Annotated in this window: 11 protein-coding genes; 10 read left to right on the top strand and 1 reads right to left on the bottom strand. The window is 62.5% G+C overall.

The window, feature by feature from the left end; genetic code table 11:
* Positions 1–326 precede the first annotated feature (326 nt).
* The 5 genes from AC1Q64_RS19780 (at position 327) to AC1Q64_RS19760 (ending at position 5,602) form a co-directional block, all read left to right on the top strand.
* Positions 327–1,127 carry a DUF3348 family protein gene (locus tag AC1Q64_RS19780; RefSeq protein WP_492252514.1) on the top strand — a complete coding sequence of 267 codons (801 nt, stop codon included), beginning with the start codon at positions 327–329 and terminating at the stop codon, positions 1,125–1,127.
* Positions 1,124–3,793 carry a DUF802 domain-containing protein gene (locus tag AC1Q64_RS19775; RefSeq protein WP_291436768.1) on the top strand — a complete coding sequence of 890 codons (2,670 nt, stop codon included), beginning with the start codon at positions 1,124–1,126 and terminating at the stop codon, positions 3,791–3,793. Before AC1Q64_RS19780 ends, AC1Q64_RS19775 begins: the two co-directional genes overlap by 4 nt.
* Positions 3,790–4,458 (top strand): OmpA family protein, encoded by a 669-nt coding sequence (locus AC1Q64_RS19770; protein ID WP_492252513.1) that lies wholly within the window; start codon positions 3,790–3,792, stop codon positions 4,456–4,458. Before AC1Q64_RS19775 ends, AC1Q64_RS19770 begins: the two co-directional genes overlap by 4 nt.
* On the top strand, positions 4,455–5,045 hold the full coding sequence (locus tag AC1Q64_RS19765; RefSeq protein WP_492252512.1) for a DUF2894 domain-containing protein: 591 nt from the start codon (positions 4,455–4,457) through the stop codon (positions 5,043–5,045). The genes AC1Q64_RS19770 and AC1Q64_RS19765 overlap by 4 nt, the downstream gene beginning before the upstream one ends.
* Before the next feature lie 260 nt (positions 5,046–5,305).
* Entirely contained in the window at positions 5,306–5,602 is a 297-nt protein-coding gene (locus AC1Q64_RS19760; RefSeq protein WP_015015694.1) for a DUF4148 domain-containing protein, read from the top strand.
* A gap of 164 nt (positions 5,603–5,766) precedes the next feature.
* On the opposite strand, the gene AC1Q64_RS19755 is transcribed toward AC1Q64_RS19760, so the two are convergent.
* Entirely contained in the window at positions 5,767–6,669 is a 903-nt protein-coding gene (locus tag AC1Q64_RS19755) for a LysR family transcriptional regulator (RefSeq protein ID WP_492252511.1), read from the bottom strand.
* Positions 6,670–6,768: 99 nt separating this feature from the next.
* On the opposite strand from AC1Q64_RS19755, the gene AC1Q64_RS19750 reads away from it, so the two are divergent.
* From AC1Q64_RS19750 to AC1Q64_RS19730, 5 genes are all read left to right on the top strand, one after another.
* The gene (locus tag AC1Q64_RS19750; protein ID WP_492252510.1) at positions 6,769–8,343 is read left to right on the top strand and encodes an NADH-quinone oxidoreductase subunit L; all 1,575 of its coding nucleotides are present in this window, start codon (positions 6,769–6,771) and stop codon (positions 8,341–8,343) included.
* Between the two features lie 24 nt (positions 8,344–8,367).
* Positions 8,368–10,920 (top strand): YbcC family protein, encoded by a 2,553-nt coding sequence (locus tag AC1Q64_RS19745; protein ID WP_492252509.1) that lies wholly within the window; start codon positions 8,368–8,370, stop codon positions 10,918–10,920.
* Complete coding sequence (locus tag AC1Q64_RS19740; RefSeq protein ID WP_492252508.1) at positions 10,920–11,774, top strand: DUF6671 family protein; 855 nt, start codon at positions 10,920–10,922, stop codon at positions 11,772–11,774. The genes AC1Q64_RS19745 and AC1Q64_RS19740 overlap by 1 nt, the downstream gene beginning before the upstream one ends.
* A 390-nt stretch (positions 11,775–12,164) precedes the next feature.
* Positions 12,165–12,755, top strand: coding sequence for a TnsA endonuclease N-terminal domain-containing protein (locus AC1Q64_RS19735; RefSeq protein WP_082564904.1), 591 nt, complete (start codon positions 12,165–12,167; stop codon positions 12,753–12,755).
* Positions 12,752–14,014, top strand: a complete 1,263-nt coding sequence (locus tag AC1Q64_RS19730; RefSeq protein WP_492252507.1) for a TnsB C-terminal domain-containing protein — start codon at positions 12,752–12,754, stop codon at positions 14,012–14,014. The genes AC1Q64_RS19735 and AC1Q64_RS19730 overlap by 4 nt, the downstream gene beginning before the upstream one ends.
* Positions 14,015–14,053 lie beyond the last annotated feature (39 nt).

The raw sequence follows: 14,053 nt of genomic DNA, 5'->3' as shown, positions 1-14,053 counted from the left end.
GGAGCGTGAATCGCACCGGCTAGATGCCCCCGGCGTCTTTTTGGCTTGAAATTTCGGCGTTGGCGACTGCGGTCAACCCAAATGACCTATGTGAGACGCGAAATCCTGTTGAGCCTCACCCAATTAGCAATAGATGGGGCCCTTGTGGGCAGCCGTTCCGCACGCTTCTCATGTGTAACAGCTGCAACGCCGGGCGCTGACCAACGGACCGGTCTTTCGTTCCTGCGAAAATAGCGGGCTTTGCCTACGGGGGACCCGTTCCCCCTTGCATGCGCCGCCGGACAACCCAGCGCGGCGATGCCCACCCAGTGCATGGCCTCCACGGGATGACCCAACACCACCGACTCAACAGCGCACCTCTTGTGGTCCTGCTCCAGCAATGGACGCGGGAGGCCAGCGAGCGAGCGGCACATCCCGTATCAGCACCCAAGCCACCCGACGTGGCGGAGCAGCTGAGCCAATGGCTGGGCACCGTGGATGCTGTCCAGCTCAGCCGGGCGCTGCACGCGATCGAGTCCCTGCCATCGCAGGCGGCTGCGGCACAACGCCCAGCGTTGGCTCTGAACGTGGCCGCTTTGACCGGACTTGTACAGCAGACCCGTGCAGATCTCGAAGCGCTGATGACCACCAAGCCAGCAGCGCCCAAGCCGCTGCGGGCCCGGGCTGACAACACGCCCGTGGAGCTGCCCGACCCGATGCTGGATACAGATTTCGCCACACATGCACCGCGCTATCTGGACCTGCAAAAGCAAATGGACCTGCGATTGCAGACCCTGAGGGCGCAGGTGCGCCAGGCCATCGCACAAGGCACCGCCACATTGCGCCAAATCGCAGCGCTGGACGCAGTCATGGAGCGCATGCTGGCATCGCGCGAACAGCGGCTGTGGGCCTTGCTTCCTGCGCACCTGGAGCGCCGTCTGGCACACCGCCAACGACAACACCAGCACAGGCTGATGGCACAGGCGCTGGCAGATGAGCCGGCGCGCTGGCGACAGGCTGGTGGCTGGCTGTGGGCCTTTGAGCGCGACATGCAGGCCCTGCTGATGGCAGAGCTGCAAGCGCGCGTGGAACCGATCACAGGGCTGCTGGAAGCAGCCCAGAACGACACAACAGGACAACAAGAATGAACAAGAGTGTGATGGCAGCCATCTTCGCTGCAGGCCTGGCGGCCGTAGGCTGGGTGGGCTGGGGTTTTATGGGCACAAGCCCGTTGGCGCTGGTGATGACGGTAGTGATCGCCGTCACCTACCTGCTGGGGGCCTGGGAGCTGATGCGCTATCGCGCTGCCACCGCTTCGCTGGCTCTTGCACTGGAGGCACACACCGAGCCCCCCGCACTGGACGCCTGGCTGGAACGCCTGAACCCCGCCCTGCGTCACCCAGTTCGCCAACGCATCGAAGGCGAACGAGTCGCCTTGCCCGGCCCCGCGCTCACGCCCTACTTGGTGGGACTACTGGTCATGCTGGGCATGCTCGGGACGTTTTTAGGCATGGTAGTGACATTCCACGGTGCCGTGTTCGCCCTGGAGGCCTCAGGCAACCTGGAGTCCATTCGCAACGCGCTGGCCGCGCCCATCAAGGGGCTGGGCCTGTCATTCGGCACGTCCGTCGCGGGTGTCGCCACATCCGCTGCGCTGGGGTTGTTGTCGGCCCTGAGCCGCAGAGAACGTCTGCAGGCAGTACGCCAGCTGGATGCACGCATACCCACGCTGTTCCGTGCGTTCTCGTCGGTCCAACGACGCGAGGACACCTTGCTGGCCCTGCAAGCGCAGGCCCAGGCCCTGCCACTGATTGCCGACCGCCTGCAAGCCATGATGGACGGGCTGGAGCGCCGCCACAGCCAGCTCAACGACCAACTTCTGGCGCAACAGCAGGGCTTTCACAACGAGGCCTCTGCTGCATACACCCGATTGGCGCAGGCCGTGGGCACATCGCTGCAAGACAGTCTGAGCACCAGTGCCCAGCAAGCCACTGCCGCTCTGCGCCCGGTGGTGGAGCAGGCCATGGCGACGCTGGCACAAGAGTCCCAGCGCACCCACGAGCGGCTGCGAGAGCAGACCGGCAACCAGCTGCAAGCCCTCAGTGCCCAATGGGAGGGCACGGCGCGCAAGGTGGGCGACACATGGACCCAGGCGCTCGATCAGCAGGCGCACGCACAGGGCGCACTGGCAACCCGGTTTGAAGGGGCGTTGCAACAGCTCACGCAGGCTTTCGACGAACGCTCGACAACCCTGGTGGACTCGCTGCACGCTTCGGCGGCACAGCAACAGGCCGCCCAGGCCGAGTTCGACCAGCGGCGACTGCAAGGCTGGGGGCACTCCATGCAAGACATGGCCCGCAACCTGGCCGCAGAATGGCAGCGCATGGGCACCCACACGCTGACCCAACAGCAGGAGGTGGGCCAGGCCCTGGAGCGCTCCGCACAGCAGATGGACCAGCAACTGCAAGCGACCACCCTGGCATTTGCACAACAGGCTCAAGCCCTGGTCACCACGCTACAAGCAACGGTGGCCGAAGCCCACGGTGCACAACGAACCGCTGACGAACAGCGGCTGGCAGGCTGGACGCAATCCATGCACGAGATGGCCCAGAAGCTCAGCGCCGAATGGCAAAGCCTAGGGACACAGACCGCCGCACAGCAACAGGCAACCGGCGCTGCACTGGCAAGTGCTGCCCAGCAGATCGAGCACCGCCTTCAGTCTGCGAACAACGCCTTTGAAGAACGCTCCAGCGCATTACTGGCTGCATTGCAACGCACCGTGGCCGAGGCCCACCAGGCGCAACGAGAGGCTGACGCGCAGCGGCTGACAGGCTGGAGCCAGTCCATGGAGGGCCTGGCTCACACGCTCAGCGCTGAATGGCAGCGCGCAGCCACACAGACCGTGGAACAACAGCGCTCCATGGTGCAAGCCCTGGAAGACACCGCCACGCAGGTGAGCCAGCGACTGAACGCCCAGGTGGAACGCACGTTGAGCAGCACCACTGCGCTGATGGAGCAATCCGACGCGTTGCTGCGCACGCGCATCGACACCGAAGCCCAGTGGGTGCAAGCCCAGGGCCAACGCATGGAGGCACTGACCCAGGTGTGGCGCGATGAACTGGTCGCCCTGCGCGATGCCGAAGCCACACGCGGACAGGCGGCCGTGGACCGCCTGGATACCCTGCAAGCCGCCGTGGCAGAGCACCTGGCCACCCTGGGCGCTGCGCTGGAAGCGCCACTCACGCGCCTGCTGCAGACCGCCTCCGATGTGCCGCAGGCTGCGGCCGAAGTCATCATTCAGCTGCGACAGGAAATGACACGCCTGGGCGAACGCGACAACCTAGCATTGGCTGAGCGCACGGCCATGACACAGCAACTGGGCACCCTGCTGCAATCCGTGAACGAAGCCGCCGCTCAGCAACGCACAGCCATCGATGCCCTTGTGGGTTCCGCCGCCCAGGTGCTGGAACAAGCCGGCCAGCAATTTGCCCAGGCCCTGGGCGCGCAGGCGGGCAAGGTGGACGAAGTGGCGGCACAGGTGGCGGCCAGTGCCATCGAGTTGTCCAGCCTGGGCGAATCCTTTCACCACGGCGTGGGCCTGTTCAGCGCCAGCAACGACAAGCTCATGGAGAGCCTGCACGGTATGGAGGGCGCCCTTCGCGAGTCCATGGGCCGCAGCGACGAACAGCTGGCCTACTACGTGGCGCAGGCTCGCGAGGTGATTGACCTGAGCATCAGCGCACAACAAGGCATCGTGGAAGACCTGCGCCGGCTGCATGGCAGGGCCACGGCAGAACAAGGGGTGCCCGCGTGACCGGCATGGATGACACCCTGGACGATGCCACCGACCAGACAGCTCCGGTATGGGCTGTCTTCGGCGATCTGATGGCGGGACTGCTGGGTGCGTTTGTGCTGATCCTGGTGGGCGTGCTGGTGGTGCAGATTGATCTGGTGGCCAGCCTGCAGCAGGAAGTGCAAAAGCGCCAGATGGAAGAGCAGCGGCGCATGGCGCTCGAAAAGGCCCTGGCCATTCCGCTGGCCAGCGGGCGCGTGACGGTGAACAACGGGCGCATTGGCATCAGCGGCAGCGTGTTGTTTGCCACCGGCTCGGACGAACTGCGTACAGAGGGGCGGCAGCTGCTCAAAAGCCTGGTCCAGCCGTTAGGCGTCTACTTGCGCGAGCGCGATGAAATGCTCATGGTCAGCGGCTTCACCGACAACACCGCGCTGCTGCGCGGCAGCCAGAAACGTTTTGCGGACAACCTGGAGCTGTCAGCCCAGCGTGCACTCACCGTGACCCGGGCGCTGATTGACGAAGGCATGCCGTCGTCCCAGGTGTTCGCGGCGGCCTTTGGTGCAGAACAACCCGTGGCTGACAACAGTGACGAAAAAGGCCGTGCACAAAACCGCCGCGTGGAGATGGCGCCCGTCCCCAAGGCTGCGCCTCAACGGCCGGCCGAGCCCCCCCGAGCCCCATGACCGATCCCCGCCTGGAGGCCTTGCGCGCAGCAGGCGCGCACCATCACGACCCCGCGCGCTTCCACTATCTGGAAGTGCTGGCACGCCGCCTGCCCGGCCAGCCGGCCGCCGTGCAGCGGCTGCTGGCGCACAAGCTGGAAGCCGCGCTGGCGAGCTACCCCCGGAAGGCGCCCCACACCACGCCATCAACTCGCCACGAACGCCATGCCAACGCGGACTCCGCGCTGGCACAACTGAATCAGTCCTTGGGAATGCCCCGGCACAGCGCCGCTGCGGGAGACCCGTTTGCGGTGGACAGCGCTCCATTGCCCGCGCTCAAAAGCGTGCACCAGTTCAGCAAGGCCTGGTCCCACATCGCGGCAGAGCAGCAGGTGGTACAGGCCCTGCACCGAGGGCCGGAGAATGCGGGCCCCCTCAACGCGCACAAACTGGTGCTGCGCTCCCTCAGCCTGATGCGCACCCTGTCTCCGGACTATCTGCGCCACTTCATGGCGCACATGGACACGTTGCTGTGGCTGGATCAGGCGAGCCACAAGCCTCCCACCCCCGCCCCCCGCCCAGCACGCAAGGCGCGCAGCAAGCACTGACCCGCCACGGCTGCCGCAAGGCATGCAGAGATCGCCGCTCAGTGCATTCAGATCTCAGTCCAATTATTTCGAATACCAGAATAGTCAATTAAAAACTCAGTGGTTTTTAATTGAACACCATCGGCGTACAGTTCATCCCATCGATGAGCCGAACCCGTCAGGCGACTCACCGAACCCGGAGTGAAGTCATTTTTCGTAAGCACTTTGTGCACTTCACGCCGGCTTTTTTTGAGACGCTTTTTTATTCAAGGATTTGCATCATGAACAAGACCGTACGCTTCCTCTCCATCGCTGCTGTTGCCGCTTTCGCCTCGTTGGGCGCCCACGCTGATGAAGCCGATGCTTCGCAGTTCGCCACCCAATTCGAAACCCAGCGCACCCGCGCCGAAGTCCGCGCAGAGGCCGTGGTAGAAGCCAAAACACACAGCATGGAACCTGCTGGCTCGCGCGTTGCCACCTACCAATCCACCGCCGACCGCGCTGCCGTGCGCGCCCAGGCCGCAGAAGCCGTTCGCACGGGCCAGATCTCCCACGGCGAAATCGGCAACGCCATGTAATGCAAGCCGATGCGGGCGTTTCGGACGCCACCGCCAGGCGCATCCCCTGCGGCGGCGCGAAGGCGTCATCGGCGCACCCGCATCACATTGCATCGCCCATGAACGAGCCCCCATTGCGGGGCTTTTTCATGGGGCAATCTTTTGACGAATCCCAGCTGGGTCTGTCAGGACGGCCCCATGCGGCCCGACGAACGTTCCAGCAGGGTTTCCAGCACCTCGATACGGTGCCGATGCCGGGTGGTGATGGCGTAGAAATGCTCCTGCAGCCCGGCGGAGTAGCCCACCTTGACCAGGATGCCCGTGCGCAACTCGTCCTGAACCACCACCTCGGGCAGCACGGTCAGCCAGCCGCTGTCACGGGCGATCAGGCGCAGCATGGCCATGTCATCCACCTCGGCGCGCAATCGGGGCGTCACCCCGGCCGATGCACACAGGGCTTCAAACTGCGCGCGCAGTGCATGGCGGGGGCCAGGCAGCGCCACCTCCATACCCTCCAGGTCTTCAGGTATGCGCAACGAGCGCGATTGCCACACGCCGGCAGGGCCGACCAGCGAGATGGACTGGCTGCCGAGAAATTGGCAGTGCAAGGGGCGCTCGGAGTCGGAAGGCACTGACTCATTGGCCAGCACCACGTCCAGCTGGTGCTGCACCAGGCGGGTAATCAACCCCTCCAGTAGTCCTGACTCCAGCGTCAGAACCACGGACGGGTCGGCCAGCAAGGGGCGGATCCAGTTTTCCTGGTAGTTGCGGGACAACGTTGCCACACTGCCCACGCGCAGCCGGGTCACCCCCGACGCGCTGCCCTGCAGGCGCCCCAGCATTTCCTGACCCAGACCGAAGATGTTCTCGGCATATGCCAGCACCAGTTGCCCGGTGTCGGTCAGCAGCAGGCGGCGGCCCTCTCGCAAAAACAGCTCTTCGCCCAGGCGCTCTTCAAGCTGCCGGATCTGGGTAGACACCGCGGACTGGGACGTGTGGAGCTCTTGCGCTGCCTGGGTGAGGTGCCCCAGCTTGGCCACACGCCAAAAGTAGAACAGGTGGTTGAAGTTGAGTTGATCGAGCCTCATTGTTCTATTTTTAATATTATTTTGTTCTTTTCAATGTATTTTACAGAACAGTAACCCCACAGCATCATCGCCCCCAGTCTTGTTTCTGGAGGTTGAGTGATGCCATTTCTTCATGTTTTGTCCCAGGCCAGCGCATGGGTACCGGGCATGCTCATGCTGGCCGCGATGGCACTGGCGCTGTGCCATAAAGGCTCGGTCGCCGCGTTGTGGCGCTGGATGCTGTTCCTGTCTGGTGCTGCCTTGGCGGGTTCTGTCATGGCGGCTATCGCTGCCATGGCTGGCATCGGCAATCCTGATCTCCCAGGCTGGCTCAAGGCATCGTCGATGGGCTTGTGCATGGGGGTCTTGGTGCAACTGCTGGGTACCGTCATCGCAGGATTTTCTGCACGGTATCTGGAAGGAGAGCATCGCCAGCAGCGCTATATGGCGGCGCTGGCTGGCGTGCTGGCTGCCGTGCATGTCCTGCTGCTGGCAGACCATTGGATCGTCCTGGCCATCGCCTGGGCTCTGGTGGGAATCGCACTACAACACCTGCTGTGCTTCTACCCCGACCGGGCATTTGCCAGCCTGGCAGCCCACAAAAAACAGATTGCTGACCGGGTGGCCGACGTATTGCTGGTCAGCGCGGCGGCACTCGCCTGGCTGGAAGTCGGCAGCGGATCTTTGTCCGCACTGTGGGCGCACATCGCGCGCGAGGGCATGTCCCCGTTGTTGCACACCAGCGCCGTGCTGCTGACCCTGGGCGTGATTTTGCGGACGGCCTTGTTGCCTGTGCATGGCTGGCTGATCCAGGTGATGGAGGCGCCCACACCGGTGTCTGCTCTGCTGCACGCAGGCGTTGTCAACCTTGGCGGTTTCGTCCTGATACGGTTTGCCCCTCTGCTTGAAAACGCAGCCGCTGCCCGCGTTGTGCTGGTCGTTTTCGGGCTGGGAACAGCAGTGCTCGCTGGCATAGTGATGCTGACACGCATCAGCATCAAGGTGCGACTGGCCTGGTCCACCGTGGCGCAGATGGGGTTCATGCTGCTCGAATGCGGGCTGGGCCTATACACGCTGGCTGCGCTGCACCTTGTGGGGCACTCGCTGTACAAGGCCCATGTGTTTCTGTCGGCATCCAACGCTGTTCGGCAAACCCGGCTGCAAGCCATGCACAGCGCAACACCCCCCACTGCGATCAGCCTGGCGCTTGCACCGGTCGCCGCGACGGCCACCGTGCTGCTGGTGCTGAACTTGGCGACGGATGCGCCCTGGCCCGCCTGGTGGTCTGCCGTGCTGGGGCTGGCCTGGGCACCGCTGCTCTGGTCGCCTCAGGGCCAAGCCAGTGCCAAGACTGCGGCCTGGCACAGCCTGACCGGGCTGATGATGGTGGCGGGCCTCACCGCAGCGGCGGTTGCCATCCACCATCTGCCACTGGGCTTGCGCGATGCTCCGGCGCACGTGCTGGGGTGGCTGGCACTGATCGGACTTTCAGGCCTTTACCTCTTTCTGGCGCTGCTGCAAAGGCAGCCCCACATGCTGCGGACCTGGCGCCGGTGGAGCTATGCCGGGTTCTACATCGACGAGGCGTACACCCGGCTGGCCCTGTACATCTGGCCCACCGCCTGGACACCCCCTGCCCCGCGTGACGCTGTGCACCGTGTAGCAGGCCCCACGTTGCAAAGAGCCGCCCCCTGAACCGCACTGCACCCGGAGAACCCCATGATGGAATCACTGACCGAATGCCCCACCGAGGAGCTCGCGGCCCAAGCGCCTGCGCACGCTGCGCAGCACCCGGCCTCGCACAACGACATCGACACCGCCTGCGCACAAGCGTGCCAGGCCATCGCACCGGCCTGGCCCCTGGACCGTGCCATTGCAGTCAACCCGCACTGGGCGCGCATCGGCATGCCGGTGCGCCGGGTGGCAGCGCGCATGGCAGCGCTGGGCGGCATTCAGGTCTTTCCCGGGCGCGATCGGCAACTGCAAGCGTGGACGGAAGGACGCATCAGCGCCCAAGACCTTGATCAGGCGATCCGCCAGGTGCCTCAGGCGCAAGCCTGCGGGTTGACGGCCGAAGACTGCGTACAGGCCCTACACAACACCCAGCCTGTGGAGCAATTGCCGCTGCTGATCGATGTGCTGGACAACGACCCCCACCGCCACACCCGCTTGTCCTGGCGCCAAGCCATCACCCACCAGGTGAGCCAGACTTGTGCCGCGTATTTCGACCAGACACAGGCCGACTGGCAGCCCCAGCGGTCCGAGGGCCTTTATGCGTTCTGGCGCGAGACTCTGCAGCACGACCACTCCATCGGCCTGCTGATGGGCTTGCCACACCTCGCCGAGGCCTTGGAGGCCTTGCCCGCCACCCGGGAAGACGCCGAACGCTGGGTGCTGCACAGGCTGCGCCTTCCCAAGGCGGTGTGGCCAGACTATCTGGAGTCGGTGCTGCTGACGGTGAATGGCTGGGCTTCGTGGTGCGCCTATCTAGGCTGGCAGGCCCACCTGAACCAGACGACCGACCCGCACCTGCGGGAGTTGCTGGCGATCCGGCTGGCATGGGGTGCGGTTCTGCTGCATTGCAAGGACGATGCCGCAGGCACCCATGCCTTCCAGGCGCTGCAACAGGCATGGGGCCAGGCCCCAGCTTTGTTGCAACGGGCAGAGCAGGCTCTGCTGGTCGACGAAGTGTGGCAAGTAGCTCTGGAAGTCGGCTACCAGCGCCAACTGGCTCAGCGGCTGCTCGGTGCCGGCAGTGCCCCGCCCAACCAGCACGAGATTGAGGTGCAAGCCGCCTTTTGTATTGATGTGCGCAGCGAGCCACTGCGGAGGTCCGTGGAGGCCATTTGGCCCGCCGTACAGACCATCGGGTTCGCGGGATTTTTCGGCCTGCCCCTCGCCTACACACCGCTGGGCACCAGCGCTCGCACGCCCCACCTGCCGGGCCTGTTGGCACCCGCAGTAGAAGCCACTGACTGCATCGTGCCATCCACTGCGGGCGCGTTGAAGACCGATGCGACGCTGCAAGCAGCAGCGACCAACGCACGCTCCAGGCGCTTTGCGCTGGTCGACCAATGGCTGTCCGCCAGCCGCTGGCCGGGTGCGGCGTTCTCGTTCGTTGAGGCGGCGGGCGTGGGCTATGCGGGCAAGCTGGGCCAATGGCTGCGGCCCTCCCGGCAAGCCAGGGCCAACGATGCACTGGAAGGCCTGCCTGCGCGCTATCGCCCCCTGTGCCGGCCCCAGCTCACGGGGCTGGACATCGGCGCCAAGGTGTCGCTGGCAGCGCGGGTGCTGCGCTCCATGGGGCTAGACGGTTATCTGGCGCCCCTGGTACTGCTGGTAGGGCATGGCAGCCAGTCGGCCAACAACGCCCATGCGGCAGCGCTGGATTGCGGCGCATGCTGCGGCCAGACCGGCGAAGTCAGTGCCCGCAGCCTGGCGCAACTGCTGAACGAACCTGCCGTGCGAACGGGCCTGGCGGAACAAGGCATCGCCATTCCGGAGTCCACAACCTTCGTGGCGGCCCTGCACAACACCACAACCGATGAGATCGAGGGCTTTGACCTGGACCTGCTGCCCCCAGCCGCTCGCCAACGGTGGGACAGCCTGCAGCCGGTGCTACACCATGCCAGTGACCAGGTCCGCAGAGAACGAGCACCGCACCTGCACATCGACCCACGGACACCGCACGACGATTTGCTGAAGCAATTGCGAAGGCGCGCCAACGATGGCGCCCAGACGCGCCCGGAATGGGGCCTGGCGGGCAACGCAGCCTTCGTCATCGCACCCCGGCACAGGACGCTGGGCGCTGCGCTACAAGGACGCAGCTTTCTGCACGACTATGACGCCCAGAGAGACCCCGACGGCAGCCTGCTGGAGGCGCTCATGACCGCGCCCATGCTGGTCACCCACTGGATCAACTGGCAGTACCACGCATCCACCTGCGACCCCACACGCCTGGGGAGCGGCAACAAAGTGCTGCACAACGTGGTGGGCGGAAACATCGGCGTCTTTGAAGGCAACGGCGGCGATCTGCGCATCGGCCTGTCGCAGCAGTCGGTGCACGACGGGAAGCGCTGGGCCCACGAACCGCTGAGGTTGACCGTGGTGATTGATGCGCCTCGCCGGTCCATCAACGCAGTGATAAATCAACATGCCGTCGTCAAGCAACTGGTGGACCACGGGTGGCTGCACCTCTGGCGGTGGGAAGGCACCGACCTGATGCGGTATGACCAGGGTCTCTGGGAGCCGCTGCACACGGAGAACTGGTGATGCACCCCAGTGCACGCCCCTATGCAGACCGCCGCATCGCCTTGCTGACCCAGCATGGCAAGGAGGGGGTCATCGCGCCCGCGCTGGAGCCGGGTCTGGGTTGCACGATTGAACATGTCGGCGGGTTCGATACCGACCTGCTGGGCACCTTCACCCGCGAAACGGCACGTGCGGGCTCGCAACTGGATGCAGCACGGCGCAAAGCCCGCAAGGGCATGGAGCTCTCCGGCCTCGATGCCGGCCTGGCCAGCGAGGGCAGCTTTGGTCCCGATCCGTTCACAGGAATGGTGCCCTGGAACGTGGAGCTGATCGCCTGGCTGGACGACCGCATGGGCATCGAAGTCGTCGGCATGGCACAAGGGCCTGCGCGCAGCGGGCACCTGCTGAGCGATGACTGGAGTGCCGTGGAGGCATTTGCGCAGCGCGAGGGCCTCCCGCAGCACCGGCTGGTGCTGCGCCCGGAGAGCCAGAACGACACCCGCATGCACAAAGGCATCGCGGACTGGGACCGGCTGCGGCGCTGCTTTGACGCCTGCCAAGCCCAGGCCAGCAACCGCCAGGTCTTTGTGGAGACGGACCTGAGGGCCTTTGCCAACCCCACCCGCATGCACCTCATCGAGGAAGCTGCACAGGATTTGCTTCAGCGGCTGCAGTCCTGCTGCCCCACATGCGACGCCCCTGGCTACTGGATTGCCGAGCGTGTACCAGGGCTGGCCTGCTCTGCGTGCGGACTGCCTACAGCGTCCTGCCGCGCAGAGGTCTGGTCATGCCCACGCTGCGAATACCAATCCAGGATCAACAAGGCCACACGGGCACTGGCAGATCCGCGCCACTGCGCGCGGTGCAATCCTTGAGCTGCGTTAACAACCGTCAAGCATCAATCGCACTGGTGTAGACGCTGACCTGAGAGACTTCACAACCCGAGCAGCAGATAGCAAATCGATCAGTCAGGTTATGAACCTTATTCGACTAATGTTTTGGACTTTTTAAACAATTTTTATGGACTTTTTTGGTGATTCCCTCAGAATGGACGCGTGCATTGGAAACCAGACCCCCTCCTCTACCCCAGCCATTTAAGAGCACGCGTCAAGAGGGGACGAGGCCTGCTCCAGGGCGCCGAGTACCTGCCTTGGCTTTACATACGCGACGTTCCTTCACGCGGCACTTCGTTGGGTGGGCATGGCATCGTTACGGGTCGCCCGCATCAAGGTCTTTCCGATCTGGAGGCCACCTATCTGTACCTTATGGAACGTCGTGAGAGTGTGGTGGACATTCGAGAGCAATGGCCTATCTTGGATTTGGATAGGACTCTAGAGCTCTGTACGGAACTTGAGGTTCGACACATATATAAGAGAGGGTTGCCGGAGCCCTTCACGATCGACTTTCTGATCACGGAACTGACGGCGGACGGAAAGAGCTACCGTGCAGCGAGCGTTAAGACTTCTGAAGATGCGGCCGATCCGTCAAAGAGATTGCGTTTAGAGGTGGAGCACAGATGGTGTCAAGAACGAGGCATACCTTGGACTTTGGTAGATACGTCGCGCTTCAATAAGACACTACTTGAAATCCTGCGCTTCATGCGTGGGTGGTTTCGCCATCGTTTCAATCCGGAAACACAACTTGATCCACGCTTCTTACTTGCTTTCGAGAGCTTCTACAAAAGCAACGAGTTGCTCAGTGAGTTAGTGGCAAGGCTCACCAAGACTCTTCGACTCCCCAATTCGCAGGTGCTGGACATGTTTCGGTACTGTGCTTGGTCAGGTCAAATAGATATCTCGCTTGGTCATCCGTTGGCGCTCAATCGACCACTGTTTTTGAATCAGAAGAAGCGATGACTGATTTTCGTGCGCTACCCAATCAGCCAACCCTTCATGTAGGCTTGGCACTGCATGACTCCGAACGACCAGGTCGGTATCTTCGCCTAACTCATATTTTTGAGGATGGGGTATATGCGATGTGGGTGGGCACACCCGAAGAAGCCAGGTATGCCAAACGACCGATTTTCTATTCTTGGAATCAACTTAGCGCGCTCACCTCACCTACATCGAAATGGGGTCGCATAGTACTTCCACAACAGCTCTCCGTGCCAGCCGAAAGCGGTAGTTCTCAGGCAGGAAAAATTCAATCAGCATGGGTCCAGATCGCGCCTGTAATACAAGCATTTGAAAATAGGACGAACCTATCGAGACATCACTTTACCGCCTTAATTCGAGAGAGAGCTTTAAGCATAGACGTTGCGGAAAAGACGCTGCACCGTCTCATCCTTCGTTACTACTACTTCGGCAGCACAAAAATAGCACTGGTTGCACTGCCTCGCGGCCCCAAGCGCACCACGAGGGGTCGTGAAGAGTCAGGTGAAAAAGACCATGCAAATGGCGAAATTCCGGATAAGGCCAATAATCGCCGCGGCCGGAAAACTATTCTGAGCGATGAACTAGGTCCTAACAATTTTGTTGTCACTCCGGATGATGTCGACGACATGCTCAGATGCTATAAGCAATTGCTCAGAAAGGGGCCAACAAATAAGACCACTGCGCACGAAACCTACTTAAGCACTTTTTTCCAGAAGAGCCACCCTGATACTTATCGCCAGTACATAAAAAAACAGATATCAGAGCCAGTAACCTATCGCCAGTTTTGCTACTACATAAATGGTGAGTTGCAGCTTACGGAAGACTTAGCACGAAATGAGCGCAGGCTTCGTCGTGACCCTGCCAACACCAACTCGCTAGTTTCGGCAGGTCCAGGTGAAATATATGAGATCGATTCTACCGGAGGGCGACTCTACCTAGTCTCCAGCGAAAAAAATCCTGTAGTGGTAGGCAAACCAACCATTTACTTCCTAATTGACCGGTGGAGTAGATTTGTCGTCTCAGCGTACATCTCTTTGCGCGCGCCTTCGTACGAGGAAGTTCGCAATACGCTCTTAATTGCATTTACCTCTCGCGAAAAACGCTTCTCGAGATTGGGCATAGAAGTTTCTGACAATCAATGGCCTATAGGCTGCATTCCAGCCGTTATCTGTCCTGATCGTGGATCCGACTTCATGAGTGGATTGAATCGCCCCGGGATTCGTGGAGGCTGTTTGGTTTAAGTCATGCCACCACTGCAGTGGCGTGACTGGCGAGCTGCC

The organism is Acidovorax sp. GW835-FHT14G06 (assembly GCF_058793595.1).
Note: the sequence above shows the minus strand (reverse complement) of the source record. Positions and strands in the feature narration are given on the sequence as shown.

Coding starts and splice junctions, on each gene's coding strand:
- AC1Q64_RS19760 (WP_015015694.1), top strand. CDS start 5,306: ATGAACAAGACCGTACGCTTCCTCTCCATCGCTGCTGTTGCCGCTTTC.
- AC1Q64_RS19730 (WP_492252507.1), top strand. CDS start 12,752: ATGACTGATTTTCGTGCGCTACCCAATCAGCCAACCCTTCATGTAGGC.
- AC1Q64_RS19765 (WP_492252512.1), top strand. CDS start 4,455: ATGACCGATCCCCGCCTGGAGGCCTTGCGCGCAGCAGGCGCGCACCAT.
- AC1Q64_RS19740 (WP_492252508.1), top strand. CDS start 10,920: ATGCACCCCAGTGCACGCCCCTATGCAGACCGCCGCATCGCCTTGCTG.
- AC1Q64_RS19775 (WP_291436768.1), top strand. CDS start 1,124: ATGAACAAGAGTGTGATGGCAGCCATCTTCGCTGCAGGCCTGGCGGCC.
- AC1Q64_RS19745 (WP_492252509.1), top strand. CDS start 8,368: ATGATGGAATCACTGACCGAATGCCCCACCGAGGAGCTCGCGGCCCAA.
- AC1Q64_RS19780 (WP_492252514.1), top strand. CDS start 327: ATGACCCAACACCACCGACTCAACAGCGCACCTCTTGTGGTCCTGCTC.
- AC1Q64_RS19755 (WP_492252511.1), bottom strand. CDS start 6,669: ATGAGGCTCGATCAACTCAACTTCAACCACCTGTTCTACTTTTGGCGT.
- AC1Q64_RS19750 (WP_492252510.1), top strand. CDS start 6,769: ATGCCATTTCTTCATGTTTTGTCCCAGGCCAGCGCATGGGTACCGGGC.
- AC1Q64_RS19735 (WP_082564904.1), top strand. CDS start 12,165: ATGGAACGTCGTGAGAGTGTGGTGGACATTCGAGAGCAATGGCCTATC.